Source organism: Enterococcus sp. VV15, assembly GCF_005236045.1.
Classification (GTDB): Bacteria; Bacillota; Bacilli; order Lactobacillales; family Enterococcaceae; genus Enterococcus_B; species Enterococcus_B durans.
The window spans coordinates 53,945-69,699 of the sequence record NZ_QPTY01000012.1 but is presented as its reverse complement, the minus strand read 5'-3'; the positions used below and the strand labels follow the sequence as shown (position 1 = coordinate 69,699).

General features: G+C 34.4%; 14 protein-coding genes and 2 pseudogenes. 15 read left to right on the top strand and 1 reads right to left on the bottom strand.

Annotated features, from left to right (window positions below; genetic code table 11):
• Positions 1-75: 75 nt before the first annotated feature.
• A pseudogene (locus tag DVW83_RS06420) lies at positions 76-468 on the bottom strand (Arm DNA-binding domain-containing protein); the annotation flags it as partial.
• Between the two features lie 395 nt (positions 469-863).
• Between DVW83_RS06420 and DVW83_RS06415 the strand changes: the two are divergent.
• The 15 genes and pseudogenes from DVW83_RS06415 (at position 864) to DVW83_RS06350 (ending at position 15,689) form a co-directional block, all read left to right on the top strand.
• Positions 864-1,247, top strand: a complete 384-nt coding sequence (locus DVW83_RS06415; RefSeq protein WP_238699376.1) for a hypothetical protein — start codon at positions 864-866, stop codon at positions 1,245-1,247.
• The gene (locus tag DVW83_RS15450) at positions 1,247-1,384 is read left to right on the top strand and encodes a hypothetical protein (protein ID WP_224784485.1); all 138 of its coding nucleotides are present in this window, start codon (positions 1,247-1,249) and stop codon (positions 1,382-1,384) included. The genes DVW83_RS06415 and DVW83_RS15450 overlap by 1 nt, the downstream gene beginning before the upstream one ends.
• Positions 1,377-2,294, top strand: a pseudogene (locus tag DVW83_RS06410) (N-acetylmuramoyl-L-alanine amidase). The gene DVW83_RS15450 and the pseudogene DVW83_RS06410 overlap by 8 nt, the downstream one beginning before the upstream one ends.
• Before the next feature lie 161 nt (positions 2,295-2,455).
• Positions 2,456-2,998 carry a hypothetical protein gene (locus DVW83_RS06405; protein ID WP_104661409.1) on the top strand — a complete coding sequence of 181 codons (543 nt, stop codon included), beginning with the start codon at positions 2,456-2,458 and terminating at the stop codon, positions 2,996-2,998.
• Complete coding sequence (locus DVW83_RS06400; protein WP_104661410.1) at positions 2,991-3,302, top strand: hypothetical protein; 312 nt, start codon at positions 2,991-2,993, stop codon at positions 3,300-3,302. The genes DVW83_RS06405 and DVW83_RS06400 overlap by 8 nt, the downstream gene beginning before the upstream one ends.
• Positions 3,303-4,013: 711 nt before the next feature.
• On the top strand, positions 4,014-5,309 hold the full coding sequence (locus DVW83_RS06395; protein ID WP_137239147.1) for a hypothetical protein: 1,296 nt from the start codon (positions 4,014-4,016) through the stop codon (positions 5,307-5,309).
• Between the two features lie 252 nt (positions 5,310-5,561).
• On the top strand, positions 5,562-6,086 hold the full coding sequence (locus tag DVW83_RS06390; RefSeq protein WP_104662067.1) for a GNAT family N-acetyltransferase: 525 nt from the start codon (positions 5,562-5,564) through the stop codon (positions 6,084-6,086).
• Positions 6,087-7,135: 1,049 nt separating this feature from the next.
• Complete coding sequence (locus DVW83_RS06385) at positions 7,136-7,843, top strand: putative ABC transporter permease (RefSeq protein WP_137239145.1); 708 nt, start codon at positions 7,136-7,138, stop codon at positions 7,841-7,843.
• Between the two features lie 376 nt (positions 7,844-8,219).
• Entirely contained in the window at positions 8,220-11,048 is a 2,829-nt protein-coding gene (locus DVW83_RS06380) for a sigma-54-dependent transcriptional regulator (RefSeq protein WP_104662065.1), read from the top strand.
• Between the two features lie 189 nt (positions 11,049-11,237).
• The gene (locus DVW83_RS06375) at positions 11,238-11,729 is read left to right on the top strand and encodes a mannose/fructose/sorbose PTS transporter subunit IIB (RefSeq protein ID WP_104661384.1); all 492 of its coding nucleotides are present in this window, start codon (positions 11,238-11,240) and stop codon (positions 11,727-11,729) included.
• A 101-nt stretch (positions 11,730-11,830) separates the two neighbouring features.
• Complete coding sequence (locus DVW83_RS06370) at positions 11,831-12,802, top strand: mannose/fructose/sorbose PTS transporter subunit IIA (protein WP_104661383.1); 972 nt, start codon at positions 11,831-11,833, stop codon at positions 12,800-12,802.
• 33 nt (positions 12,803-12,835) lie between these two features.
• Positions 12,836-13,645: a PTS mannose/fructose/sorbose transporter subunit IIC gene (locus DVW83_RS06365; protein WP_104661382.1), complete on the top strand. Its 810-nt coding sequence runs from the start codon at positions 12,836-12,838 to the stop codon at positions 13,643-13,645.
• A gap of 17 nt (positions 13,646-13,662) precedes the next feature.
• Entirely contained in the window at positions 13,663-14,577 is a 915-nt protein-coding gene (locus DVW83_RS06360) for a PTS system mannose/fructose/sorbose family transporter subunit IID (RefSeq protein WP_104661381.1), read from the top strand.
• Positions 14,578-14,759: 182 nt separating this feature from the next.
• Complete coding sequence (locus tag DVW83_RS06355) at positions 14,760-15,134, top strand: DUF956 family protein (protein ID WP_104661380.1); 375 nt, start codon at positions 14,760-14,762, stop codon at positions 15,132-15,134.
• Between the two features lie 309 nt (positions 15,135-15,443).
• Entirely contained in the window at positions 15,444-15,689 is a 246-nt protein-coding gene (locus DVW83_RS06350) for a GlsB/YeaQ/YmgE family stress response membrane protein (protein ID WP_081133904.1), read from the top strand.
• Positions 15,690-15,755: the final 66 nt, after the last annotated feature.

Below are 15,755 nucleotides of genomic sequence, written 5' to 3'. Positions count from 1 at the left end.
TTGTGGTTAAAAACATTGTACCGTAAAAGGGCTGTTACATGGCCTTTTATCTTTTACACAATTATATGGACTTTATCTTGAAGTTCCTTTTTCACTCCAATCATTTACTACTTTTTGACAATATGCTGTATTAATTTTAGAAAGTTTAATATTTCCCAATTTTGGATATATGTGTCTGTTAAAGATGATTTTAGTCCTTGAGTATGAACTTTCTTTTACAGTTTTTTTGTAGTTTTCTAGCCATAATTCTGCTACTTCTTTGAAAGTAGCGTTTGTAATTGCAGGTATTCCTGTTCTTTGTAATTCAAGTTCTAATCTAGAAAGCGCGATTTTTGCTTCTTTTTGTGTTTTAAATCCTCTTTTAGTTGTATACCTTTTCTTTTCAGTTAACGGATCAATACCAAGGTATGTCTTGAAGTACCGCGCTTTTTCACCATTTTTCTTTTGGTATTGTTTAATCATTGCCATGAAATCCAACTCCTATTCCAATTCTATTTCTAAAATACTGTTGTCAAATGATTCTAAAATCTCGTTTTTTTCTATAAAATCAAGTCATTCTTGATATCTGTTGTATTTTGGAATTCCTAAATGAGATTTAAGCTTTTGATAGGTTTCTACACTACCAAAGGAACTTATTCCTTCTGTTACTAAAATGGGCTTAGGACCAACTAATTTATTGAGTACTTCATGTAGAATAGCCGTCACTAGCTCAGGAAATTTATATGTAGGAAATGACAGTGGCAAAGATGTTAAATATTGTTATCTAGATACATTTTCATATTGGTTAGATTAAGAAATGTAAAACCATTTAGTAGCGTACTCCAACGAGTGCGCTATTTATTTTTATGAAAGGAAAAAAATAAGTGAATACGATGATAGAACTGTTGAAAAATCAACTTTTAAAAATGAGTTATGACGGTAGTTGGGTATTAGGTGCAATTGGTGGAGGAATTTCTTTGGTGTTTCCTGATTGGATTACGTCAAAGAAATTAGGTATTGAGCATGCGGTTGTTATTGGAATATTATTAGCAGTTTTTCTTATGGAATGGGCTGTGGGGTCTAGTTTAGCCAAACTATCGACAAGTAAAAAGAAAAATAGTACGACTCTGATCGATTCAGCTATTCGAGATTTTATAATCTTGGTGATTTGCATGATTGCCTATGGCTTTGATTATTTGTTAGGTACTGGCTCCATTATTTTTTGTTTGTTACCTTCGCTTTTATTTACCATAATTTCTATAGTTTGATGGCAAATATCGCTGTTTTAGGTTGGGAAGATAAATTTCCAATGTGGCTAATTAAGTGGCTAGAAGATGAAATTGAAGTTAAAAAAGAAAAATATTTCCCAACAAATCATTTACAAGGAGACGATGAAAATGAGTAAACACTTAGTAGTTTTTGGACACGGACAAGGAGATCCAGGCGTAGTAGGTAATGGATATCAAGAAGCAACGTTTACCAGAAATATTTTAGGCCAAAAATTAAAAGCATGGGCTTCTAAGTTGAAAAGGAATCAAATCGACTTTTACAATGAATCATTAGACATGTTTCAGCAAACAAAAGCTGGAGGTGGAGCGTATGACGTAAATGGTTATGCTTCGGTGACAGAGTTCCATTTGGATGCTGCAAGTGCTACAGCTACTGGTGGTCATGTGATTATCGATGCTAAATATTCTCCAGATAACAATGATCTTGCGAAAGCAAAAGTTTTGGAAAAGTATACAGGTCTTTGGGGATCATCAAAAACAACAGGTACTTATAAGCGTGATGATCTATTGAACTGTAATGTCTTTTCTAATCGTGGAATTGCCTATCGCTTAGTTGAAGCTATTACAGGGAATCACTGAGTGGATTTACTTCTTCTACAAATACAGTTTCAAAACCACAAACACCATCTGATCATGACAAAGCCGTAGCAGAAAGTAAAGCTGTTCATCAAGGGAACGCGTGGGTGAAACTAGAAAAATTCAATGAAGTAAATAAAGAGAAAGTGCGAATTGCTGGTACCAAATAAACCAGAAGGTGCGATTGGTAAATTTGCATATATCTTAATTATGGAACATGGTACCACAAAAGAAATCACTCGTGTGGCTTCGCAAGGAATCAAACGACCTGACGTGAAGAAAAATTATGGTTACAAAGGTGGCGATACCCTAGGAATGGACGTCACAGTGGATCTAAGTTGGATGAAAAAAGGCACGAAAATTGATGTCATTTTTCGTCGTTGTAACCAAGCAAATGGTGAATCTGCAGTGAATGATGTGCGGATTAAGGATATCTATTTGACGTTATAAAATAGTCTCCTCATTGAAATCCAAAAATATATTAATAATGCTAGAATAGCTTAAAATAGAATCATTTTAGATGATAAGCGAAAAATAAATGGCTGAAATCCTTTTTATAATACTCATGTTTTGTTACGCTTTAACCAAGATAATGAAAAGGAGAGTAGGCCATGATTATTGACAATAGTTTTTTCTACACGTTGAACAAGCCAAGCTTGGTATCATTTGCGTTTACTGATGAGAGTAAAGAAGTTATCAATGGTATAAAATTGTTGAGAGAAAACGAATCTTTTGACTTATACATTAAGGCTATTTTCACAGGAACTAGTTCCCAGTATTTAAACTATAATGAGCCAAGAGAAGCAAGATATATCAATTTTTGTATATATGAAACTAATAAAAGTGGAAAAGGATATAAAGTAATTCGTTTGTTTTCAACGCATTTAGATTTGGGACGAATGGATCAAGAGAGTTTAAAAATAGAAGATAAAATTCTAACAATCGACAATAGTCTTGTCCCTGTCCAAGGAAGTTTCGAGGGAGAAAAATTTGATGAATTTTATAACTTTAGCAAAACGTATTTGTCTTTAAAGATATTTTACTCTTCGTACAAAATTGATAGTATAGAAGATTTAGATAATGCTTTTTATGAACTTGATAATATTGTGTTAGATACAAAATTACCAATAAAAATGGTGAGCGAAAATGAGTAGTGAAAAATTAGTGAATTTAGTAGAATCAAAAAAATTTAGAAACGAGCATGGTGGAGGAGACTCAGGAGGTGGTGATATGACAAAGTATGTTACAAAACAGGAACTTGATTTAGAGTTTAGTAAGCTTACAAATCATTTAGATAATAGGCACAATGAAATTATGACTGAGATTAAATTATTAAGGCAAGATACGAGTTACATTCAAAATGAACTAAAAGATCAAAAAGAAGATTTTAAACAGTTAAAAATAATGCTTGTGACTGCGATAGCTATTCCAATACTTTTAAAATTTTTAGGATTTTGAATAAATTCTTCTTGATGAAGGATGCTTATTTAGTTTAACGCTTCTTAGTCAATGCGATAATAATTTTGTTGCCACCAACTTTTTCTTAACGAATAAACCAATAGATGGTGGCAACAACCTGTACCCTTAGCTCAGTTGGTTAGAGCAGACGGCTCATAACCGTTCTATTTGATGCCGTAAAAAATAACTTTCTCAATCTTTAAGTGTCTCCTCTAAATTGGACTAAAAATCTAATTTAGAGGAGCTTTTTTTAGAAAATATACACTGGAAATTAAGAAAAAAGTGGTCATAGGTTATTTAAACGATGAAGAAGGATACAGATCTGTTAGCATAGATCAGAGAATGATAGAGCACATAATCAGCATGAATGTCAAGGATTAGTAGGTGGTGGAAAAGGTACACTACAGCTTTTAAATTACATATTAATAAGATATCTTAATATCCTGTTTTTTCTATTTTTTCGTATTTATTGCTTTTTTGATAATAACAACACAACTATTTTTTATTTCGGTATCATTATAAAATAACGAATAGGAAGTGTTTATAAACATGAACGAATAGGAAGTGTTTATAAACATGAACGAATAGGAAGTGTTTATAAACATGAACGAATAGGAAGTGTTTATAAACATGAACGAATAGGAAGTGTTTATAAACATGAACGAATAGGAAGTGTTTATAAACATGAACGAATAGGAAGTGTTTATAAACATGAATGATAATGAAAAAGAAGAACTTTTTTTAACAGTTGCAAAGATTAAAAGAGAAGAGTTTATTAATTCTGAAGAGTACGCTTCATTTTTATTAAGGATTTTTACTCAATTATTAAATTTAGATAGTTCACATTATAAACCTAAAGATTGTACCGAATATAAACCTAATATTGAGTTATTATCAATCTATAAGGATTATTTAACAATAAATGAAGAAAAATTTCAAAATAGAGATATTGTGAAACTTAGACAATCATTAGATGATAGTTTATATGCTTCTATTGAACCGGGGTTGTTACCATTTAAATTAAAAAAATTAATATCAAATGATGTAGATAGTTTTTTGATTTTACCTCTAACTACAGCATTTTATTTTAAAGATCAAAAAAGTTTTAGATTGCATGAAATTGGAGTAATTGCTAAAAGAAAAGAAAATATGATTCAGATTGAAATTATTGATAAGTCTACTATAAGTATAGAAAGTCGAAAGAACGTGTGTGATCATGTATATAGTTCACATATATATCAAGATAAAAAGGGTATCGTTAGTTATATTTATGAAATAGAAGAAACTAAGGTTCTTGAACTAGCTAAAATTTTATATTTGGGATTAATTAACCCTAAGAAACAAGTATCTGATATGGTAGATTTAGACGGTTATAAGCAGGAAGTAATTTTAACGAAACTTAGTGAAATGGCTATTAATGAATATTACGGAGAAAGGGTTGGTACATATCAATATTTATTAGGAAACTGTTTAGCGAAAGAATTAGAAGCATCGATAAAGTTTTCTTTAGGCCAAGAAAGATATTCTATTTTATCTAAAATTAAAACTAATTATAAAGGATCAGGAGCTCAAGCTACATTTTTACGTGAAGTCAAATTACCTCACACAAAATCATCTAAGGAGATTTATTTGGATTTGACAGCGATTTTATTAGATAGGTTTGAGCAATTGAATTTTAATAAGGAAGTTTATACACCATGTATAATAGATATGTTTAATACGTATTTATATTTAAAAAATTGTCGAGCAAAAGATACTTTTAAAAAGAAGTTACAAACAGTTTTATCAAGGCCAGTTTTTGAAAAAATGAATTACCATGTTCCAAAGATATCGGAGAGCCATATCTGTGCTGAAAAATTGAATCCTGATTTTAAAAATATAGATTTACTAAAAAAAGAATTAGCGCAAATTTCTTATTATCCTCATGCTTTAACTATGATGAAAAAAGAGATACACAAAAATAAAGAATACAGTGAAAAAACGATGTTTGATGCTCTTCATAAGTAGAATGTGTTAATTCTTTAGATAAAGATCAATATGATTCTCAATCTGTAAATATTGTTGGATTTTAAACATCTCAGTTGGGATAGTTTCTTATTTTTAGATTTTATAGCTATAATCGTCAGGATGTAGGTTCGAGTCCTATAGGGGACATAAAATTTAATGTAATCAAGGAGAAAATATATGGATAAAACTAATTAAATTCAACCGCATAAGGTAATTATTTTTTAATAAAAAAATTTTAGGAAGGAGTATATTATGCAATTAAGAACAATAAAAATAACAGATTATTTAGAGATCAATTCACTTATAAAAGAAGCATTTGAAAATAGTGAATACGGATATAATGGTGAGGCAGAAATAGTGACTCAACTTAGATTTACTAATTATTACGTTCCAGAACTTGAAATTATTGCTGTTGAGAATAATAAAATTATAGGACATGGATTGTTAAGTGAAGTTGAAGTAATTAACAAAAATAAAACTTTATGCATAGGATTAGCATTAGCTCCTTTAAGTGTTGCACCAGCCTATCAGGGTAGAAAAATTGGAGAAACCCTATTATTAACGCTTGAAACGAAGGCTAAAGAATTAAATTATAAATTTATAACTATTTTAGGAAGCGCGAGTTATTATTCTCGGTATGGATACACACCAGCTAGTCAATATGACATTGAAGCTCCATTTGACGTTCCAGATGAATCTTTTATGATAAAAATTTTGTCAGAAAATGCTCTTGATGGAATAAGTGGTGTAATACAATATTCAGAAGCTTTTAATTAGGCTAGAAAACATAATTTACAAAAACTGAGTACATTCAAGTTTTATTTAAAATAATCTATATATCCTTATGGATCAACGAAAGTATACTTACCAATTTTATATCAATCATGCTACAGTTTCCTTGTAAGAAAATTTATTAATGAAGCTTTCTTCAGCCACCTTTGGGTGGTATTTTTCAAGCTAACTAAAACAAATAGAGAAACTTAATTACATATATTATAATTAAATTGTGCTACATGTATTCCGTTCTACGTTTAAAAGATCTCTTTCAAAGCATGTAGCACAATATAATTAGCATAACTATGATCGATTATCATCACCCATTCTTATATGTTTAACTGCGAATTATTATCTCTTGGGCTACCCTTTCGAGCAGCCTTTTTTAGTATTGATTTTTGATAAAAAAGTACTATGATAATTATTGTCAAAGTGAATTAAATAATTCCTCAATGCCGCTTACTTTTTCGCAGTGGTAAGCGTCTTTTTTTGAAAAAGAAAAAACACAACGTATTCGCAGGTACGTTGTGTTTATGGTGTATATTTGTTCAAATTAACATCCAATTATTATTGGATCTGATAAATAAAATGTGTCAATGGAAACAAAAAATGACCATACTTTTTATAAAAATATAGAAAATATTAGAAATTACAAAATTATAAAAATGTTGATATTAAGGCAAACAGGTCTAACTAGAACTAGTCAAGAATTGCAAAACTAGAAGTGTCTGTTTATCCAGCAGCTCAAGAAGCTTAATAAACGACTAGCTCTATTCCTTGTATCTCAAGGGATAGAGCTTTTTTGTATGTTAAAGATATTTTTTGACCATATTTTTGGCTATACTTTCAAAAAATCGAGATAGTTCGGTTGTTCATGTAAGTGTAAATCCATACAAACAAAAATATCTCAAATGTAGATTGCTTGAAAATTTTTGCTTTTCTTAAATTATAGATCAAATAAAACGCACTAGGTCATGAAATCATTTTATTCCTTTTTTTGTTATACTAAACTTGTGGGAATTGTTCATTCTTTTACAAGAGGAGGAAGGTTTTTGGAAAATTTATTTATGACGTTTCTTACGTACTCTTTTATAGGTTGGCTTTGGGAAAGTGTTTTTTGTTCGATCAAGGCAAGGCATTTTGTGTATCGTGGTTTTTTACTTGGTCCTTACTGTCCGGTTTATGGATTTGGTGTAGTGGCTGTACTGACACTTGTGCCAAGTAATGCGGGAACATTGCTGAATCTCTATTTCAATGCAGTGGTGATCGTAACGGTCGTGGAATTTGTTACAAGCTGGCTATTAGAAAAATTATTTGGTATGAAATTATGGGACTACACAAAAGTTCCCTTTAATATTGAGGGAAGAGTGGCGGTTCCTGTGTCATTATTTTGGGGGATAGGGTGTCTCTTGTTGATCAGATGGATCAATCCGATGATTCAAGACGTCATTGAGTTATTCATTAGAAATACAGAAAACATTGGGCCGTTGGTGATTGCGTTTCTTTTCCTACTGGATGTACTCTCTACCTTTGTTTTTACATTTACGACCAAGAAAGAAGTGGCTTCTGTAATTGATAATTCTGATCCTGAAAATGCAGCGATAAAAGAATTCCGCTTAAAACATTTATTGATGAATCGTCGATCTTCTAGAAGTAGAGAAAGAGTCGCTCAGTTTCTTAGAAACCAGCCAATGAGAATAAAACATCATAATTTGAATCGTTTGATCAAAAATTATCCGAATATTCGATTTAAGAAATAATCAGTTTTTCATAACGATTTAATTAGTTAATTAGACAACTTTCTAACAGGTACTTTGTTTAGGGAGTGTCTTTTTTTTTAGTAATTTGTTTTTTATGAATTAGTTATAGATAATTTGTCGTTTTAATAATCTGTTGATTTCAATTGTAAGAAAGATTAAAGTAATAACACGCACTAGTACTAAGGATAGTGGAACAAAAGAATTTTTATATGAAAAATAGTAGAATCAATAAATGTTTTAATAAACCTTGTTTTTTTACGAGGAATCCTATTATAATAGATTTTTTAAAAGAGAGAATTATGGTAAATAGTTGACGAAATCTAATTAAATCAATAGTATTATGTTTTGAAACCAGTCTAAAAAAGGAGCGAGAAAATTGGCAAAACGAATTGACCGAATTTATACGTATGTCAAAGAGAAAACCGCTCATCTTACACCTGCTGAATATGATCAAGGCGTAACAACACAAGAAATCGCTGAAATTTTAGGAATTCAACGAACGAATAGCAGTAAAGATCTTAATCAGCTTGTACGTGAAGGAAAATTGTTGAAGACAGACGGACGACCTGTACGTTACATATATCAAATGCATGTCACTTATAATCAACCAGCTGGTAAACATGTGATCAGCTATAAAGAAACGACGAATGAAATTGAAAAACCAATGATTCAAATCGATACAAAGGATATCTTTGCTAAAATCATCGGTGCAAATGGCAGTATGAAAAATTCTGTCGAACAAGCGAAAGCGGCAATTTTATATCCTCCAAAGGGATTGAATTGCTTGATTACAGGACCAACGGGATCAGGGAAGACCTACTTTGCACACGCAATGTTTCACTTCGCCAAGGCAAATAATGTGGTAGGAGAAGAAAATGAGCTGATCGTATTCAATTGTGCAGATTATGCAAATAATCCAGAACTATTGATGAGTCATCTATTCGGCTATGTAAAAGGTGCTTTCACTGGGGCGGAAGAAGAAAAAATGGGGATCATCGATCAAGCAGATGGCGGAATGCTGTTTCTGGATGAGATCCACCGTTTGCCACCAGAAGGGCAAGAAATGATTTTTTATTTTATGGATCATGGCACATATAGTCGTTTGGGTGAGACGACAAAATCTCATGAAGCGAATGTTCGGATCGTTGGGGCAACCACAGAAGATCCAGGTTCTTCTTTATTAGAAACTTTTGTTCGCCGTATCCCGATCAATATCAAGTTGCCGGCATTTGAAAAACGACCAGCAAACGAAAAAATCGATTTAGTAAAAATCATGATCGCTCATGAAGCCAATCGCACGCAGCGGAAAATCACGTTGACTGAAGATGTCGTCAAAGCTTTAGTAGGCAGTGTGACCTATGGAAATATTGGGCAGCTGAAATCGAATATCCAACTGGTTTGTGCAAGAGGCTTCCTGAATCATATGAATTCACCGGAAATCTCGATCACGATCGATGATTTGACGGAAGGGATCAGAAGTGGTTTGATCCAATTAGCGAGTAACAGAGAAGCGATGTCTGAATTATCAAAGTTACTGGAACCTAAAATCACGGTTTTACCTAATGATATGATCATGAAGATCCAGTCCGATTCCTATGAGCTTCCTTATAATCTTTATGATATCATCGGTGATAAAGCTGCTCTTTTGAAGTCAGATGGATTAGACCAAGAAGCAATCAATCATTTTATTTCGACAGACATCAATATCCATTTGAAATCTTTCTACAAGGATCACGGGTTCTCCTTTAATGCGGATAACAAATTAGCAGAATTTGTCGATCCAAAAATCATTGAGGTAACAAACCAAATTTATGTGATGGTCAAAAAAGCATTACCTTATGAATTTCAACAGAATTTCATTTACGCCATGAGCTTGCATATTAGTTCGTTTTTAAAACGGATCAATATTGGCGAGGAACGTCATACAAATGACAATATACGTGAAATGGCGATTGATTTTTCGGAAGAATATACGATCGCACAAGAAGTAAGAAAATATATCGAAACCTATTTTCAAGTGAAGATTCCCGATAGTGAGGATTATTATTTGACGGTCCTGCTTGTGTCACTTCGAGCGAACCAAGCGAGTGGCAGAATCGGGGTCGTAGTGGCAGCTCACGGTACAAGTACAGCAAGCAGTATGGTACAAGTAGTCCAACAGTTATTAGATGCTGATAATGTACGAGCGGTCGACATGCCGTTGGATATGGATCCAAAAACTGCGCTTGCTAGGATCGAACGTAATGTTGAAGAAGTGGATGAAGGCAGTGGAACCATCTTATTAGTGGATATGGGCTCCTTGGCTTCGTTCAACACACAGATCCAAAGAGATACTGGGATTCCTGTTCGGACAGTGGATATGGTAACGACTTCCTTAGTTTTAGAGACGGTGCGTAAAGTATCTGTTTTGGGTACAGACTTGGATATGTTGTATGAATCGTTGAAAAATTTCCGCGGCTATGCAGAAATCTCAACAGAGGTTACAGATGATCTATCAGATATTCGCAAAAAAGCTGTTTTGGCTGTTTGTGCATCAGGAGAGGGTACGGCTCAACGAATCAAAGAATTGATCGAACGAGCTGTCAGCAAACGCCAAGAGACGGAGTTAACAGTTTTAGCTTTATCGATCATTGAATTAAAAGATGCATTACCTAAGATCCAAGAAAACTATCAGATCATTGCAACAACAGGGATCACTGATCCACATATTGCAGCTCCGTTTATACCGTTGGAGCACTTTATTGATCAAAATATCGAACTGATTTTAGATCAATTACTTCTGGAATCGGAATTAGAGGACATGGATGAAGTCTCATTAGATGAAGAAACATCAAAAAAATCTTGTTTGGAGTTTATTACACAAAACTTTACGTTTATCAATGGAACGAAATTAATTGATCCGCTGTGGGAATTTGCCGGAGATATGGCACATGCCGTATCGATAGATGAAATAGAATATGGTTTTAAGATCAATCTTGTTTTGCATACTGTAGGGATGATTGAGCGGATCATTTTGAATGAACCTTTGACCGTTGAGGCGGATGAGCTGAACGGCATGTTTACAGATGAATATTATTTGTTAGTGGAAGAACAGTTGAACAATCTAGAATATCAAATAAAGGTCAAAACACCACCGGCGGAAATCTACTTTTTAGTAAAATTGATCCACAATCATTTGGAAAAAAATAAATACACTAATCTATAAATACACAAAAACGATACACTTTATTAGTGTATCGTTTTTGTGTATTGCTTAAGAAACCTTTAAAATCAACTAGTGTATTATAAAAAAGTTGGCACGCTTCTTGCTTTTAATAAAGTGTGCTAGGAGGTGGTTGTCACACAGAAATGATAGGGGTTTCTGTGAAGTAGTTTGAAAGAAGGAGATTTACTGATGGATATTCGGTTAGCACGTATAGATGATCGTTTGATCCATGGACAAGTTGCAACTGTCTGGTCAAAATTGACTGGCGTAGAGCGAATCATCGTTATTAGTGATTTAGTAGCCCAAGATAAATTGCGAAAGTTTCTATTAAAGGAAGCTGCACCGCCTGGGATCATGGCGAATGTGATTACTGTTAAAAAAATGATCCAAGTTTATCAAAGTGGTTTATTAGCGAAAGCTAAGGTCATGTTACTATTTACTAATCCCCAAGACGTTGAGACGATTGTCCGAAGCGGTGTACCGCTACATTCACTGAATATCGGTGGCATGAGTTTTTCTGATGGGAAAACAATGATCACAAATTTTGTTTCAGTTGATCAGCGAGATATTGAATCGTTTCACTACTTGGATCGCCAAGGTGTGGAATTGGAGATTCGTAAAGTACCCGCAGATAGAAAGGTCCTTTTGATGGAATTACTAGCGAAAACCAAAAAGGCATAAAAGTTGTTGTTGGGAAATGGTCAAATTCATCTGTTGTAATAGGTAGCAATTATTTTTAATTTTTGATTTTGTTACAACAAAAAGAAACAGGAGGTATAAGTATGGTAGGGATTATCCTTGCAAGTCATGGACAATTTGCTGAAGGAATCTTGCAATCTGGTTCAATGATTTTTGGCGAACAAGAAAACGTCAAAGCAGTCATTTTAAAACCCAGTGAAGGTCCAGATGACTTGAGAGCCAAATTAGAAGAAGCTGTTGCTTCTTTTGATAATCAAGACGAAATATTGTTCTTAGTTGATTTATGGGGCGGAACGCCATTCAACCAATCAAACACATTGTTTGAAGAACACAAAGACAAATGGGCAATCGTTAGTGGTTTGAACTTGCCTATGTTGATCGAAGCATACGCATCTCGCTTCTCAATGGAATCTGCACATGAAATTGCAGCGCATATCATTGAAACAGCAAAAGAGGGCGTGAAAGTAAAACCAGAAGAATTAGAACCACAAGAAGCACCAAAAGCAGCTGCACAACAAGCAGTAACATCGGGTACTCCTGGTAAATTCAGCTATGTGTTAGCTCGTATCGATTCACGTTTGCTTCACGGACAAGTTGCGACAGCTTGGACGAAAACAACAAATCCAACACGGATCATCGTTGTTTCAGATGCAGTAGCGAAAGATGAACTTCGTAAGAAATTGATTCAACAAGCTGCTCCTCCAGGTGTTAAAGCACACGTGGTACCAGTGGAACAAATGATCAAACTTGCAAAAGACGATCAACATTTTGGTGGTCAACGCGCATTACTATTGTTTGAAAACCCTCAAGATGTTTTACGAGCAGTAGAAGGCGGAGTTCCATTAGAAACAGTTAATGTTGGTTCAATGGCGCACTCGCCTGGTAAAGTACAACCAAATAAAGTATTAGCTTTCAGTCAAACAGATATTGATACATTCAATCAGTTAAAAGAAGCTGGAATCAAATTTGATGTACGTAAAGTGCCAAATGATTCAAAAGGAAACATGGATGAAATTTTGAAAAAAGCGCAAGAAGAATTGAACAAACACGCATAATTCAATTATCAGAAAAAATGGAGGATTAATATCATGGAATTAAATATTATTCAAGTGATCTTAGTCGTTATCGTTGCATTTTTGGCTGGTATGGAAGGAATTCTTGATGAATTTCAATTCCACCAACCAGTAGTCGCATGTACGTTAATCGGCTTAGTTACTGGGAACCTACTCCCTTGCCTTATCCTAGGTGGTACATTACAAATGATCGCTCTTGGCTGGGCAAATATCGGTGCTGCTGTAGCTCCTGATGCCGCATTGGCATCTGTTGCATCTGCAATTATTTTAGTATTAGGTGGTCAAGGAAGAGCTGGGGTTTCTTCAGCTATCGCAATCGCTGTTCCTCTTGCTGTTGCTGGTTTGTTACTAACAATCATCTGTCGTACGATTGCAACTGCCTTCGTTCACTTGATGGATGCTGCTGCAAAAGAAGGTAACTTCAGAAAAGTTGAATTTTGGCATATCGTTGCAATTTGTTTACAAGGTATTCGTATTGCAATCCCTGCTGGTTTGATCCTAGCAATTGGCGAAGGTCCAGTAAGAAGCTTACTTGAATCTATGCCAGCTTGGTTAACAGACGGTTTAGCAATCGGTGGTGGTATGGTTGTGGCTGTTGGTTATGCAATGGTTATCAACATGATGGCTACTAAAGAAGTATGGCCATTCTTCGCTATCGGTTTCGTTTTGGCAACTGTAACACAAATCACTCTTATCGGACTTGGTGCAATTGGTGTGGCTCTTGCTCTTATCTACTTGGCACTTTCTAAACAAGGTGCCGGTTCAGGTAATGGCGGGAACTCAAACACTGGTGACCCACTAGGCGATATCATCGACAACTATTAAAGGAGGCGTACACGAAAATGGCAGAAGAAAGAATTCAATTATCTAAAAAAGATCGTATTTCTGTTTGGTGGCGTTCGACTTTCATTCAAGGATCTTGGAACTACGAACGTATGCAAAATGGTGGTTGGGCATATTCAATGATCCCAGCGATCAAGAAATTATATAAAACAAAAGAAGACCGTGCGGCTGCATTGGAACGTCATTTAGAGTTCTTCAATACACACCCATATGTAGCTTCACCAATTATCGGTGTAACATTAGCGTTAGAAGAAGAACGTGCAAATGGTGCACCTGTAGATGACGTAACAATCCAAGGGGTTAAGGTCGGTATGATGGGACCTTTAGCTGGTATCGGGGATCCGGTTTTCTGGTTTACAGTAAGACCTATTCTTGGTGCATTAGCAGCTTCACTAGCGATTAGTGGTAATATCTTAGGACCAATCATCTACTTCTTAGGATGGAACATCATCCGTATGGCTTTCACTTGGTACACACAAGAATTTGGTTATAAAGCCGGTTCTAAAATCACTGAAGATTTATCTGGTGGTTTATTGCAAGATATCACTAAAGGGGCTTCGATTTTGGGGATGTTTATCCTTGGATCATTAGTTAACCGTTGGGTATCGATCAAATTCACACCAGTTGTTTCAACTGTAAAACTTGATAAAGGTGCCTACATTGACTGGAATTCACTACCTTCAGGTGCAGAAGGAATCAAGAGCGCATTGGAACAACAAGCTGCTGGTTTGTCTTTAACATCTGAAAAAGTAACAACTTTACAAGATAACTTAGACAGCTTGATTCCTGGATTGGCTGCGTTATTGTTAACGTTGTTCTGTATGTGGCTACTTAAGAAAAAAGTTTCTCCAATCATCATCATTCTTGGTTTATTCGTGGTCGGTATTGTCTTCCACTTAATCGGATTAATGTAATTTGTAGAAATGATTCTGTTGAAGCTGTGGCAAAAGTCATATTTGATTTTTGCCACAGCTTCTTTTATAATCGCTTCGAAGACACTGTCGGATTATGTGAGGTTGGTAAAATATACATTTTTTCTTTAAAATTTACTTAATGCAAGCCTACTTTTCCCAACCTCGGAAATGGAGTATAAGAAATGGTACAATCTATCAATACAAAAGTCGATTTAACAACAAATGCTACTTCTTATTTAGGGATCACAGATTATGGTAAGATCATGATTGGTGATAAGGGTTTTGAATTTTATAATGATCGAGATGCACGTAAATTCGTCCAGATACCTTGGGAGGAAGTAGATCAGGTGATTGCTTCTGTCATGTTTAAGGGAAAATGGATTCCTCGTTTTGCCATCAAATCAAAGAGAAATGGTACGTATACTTTTTCTGCTAAAGACCCTAAAAAAGTGTTGCGTGCGATTAGAAACTATGTTGATCCTAGCAATATGGTTAGATCATTAAGTTTATTAGATGTAGTGAAACGCGGCATGAAGAATATTTTTAAACGCAAATAAAAATAGGCGAATGAGGTCGAGACAAAAGTTGCTTAGGTTTGAAAAATTGGAGAAAAAAACGATGTGGGACAAAAATAAGAAAAACTTTTGTCTCATACTTTAAAAACGAATAAACGGTGGGAGCAGAAGCAATTCCATCGGAAATAAGCCGAAATTCACAAAAATTTGAAAAGCAATTATCGTGAATTCTTCTTATTTCTCAGATTTATATAAGCTACCATAACACCTTCTTGCTACTTGTAGTTCAATCATTTGCTCGCTTTAAAACGTGTATGCTAGAATTATAACGTACAAAAAGGAGGTTATATTATGGGTTGGTTATGGACATTGATCGTGGGAGCGATTATTGGTGCGATTGCTGGAGCAATTACCAGTAAAGGAAATTCCATGGGATGTATCACAAATATCATTGCCGGATTGATTGGTTCAAGTATAGGACAAGCAATTTTTGGCTACTGGGGACCGCAAGCAGCAGGTATGGCACTTATTCCGTCGATTTTAGGGGCTGTTATTTTAGTAGCGGTTGTTTCATTCTTCTTCGGAAGAAAATCATAAATGTATAATTATTTTCTATTGGGTATGATAGCTAGGGCAAATCACTAAATGATTTGTTCCAGCTAT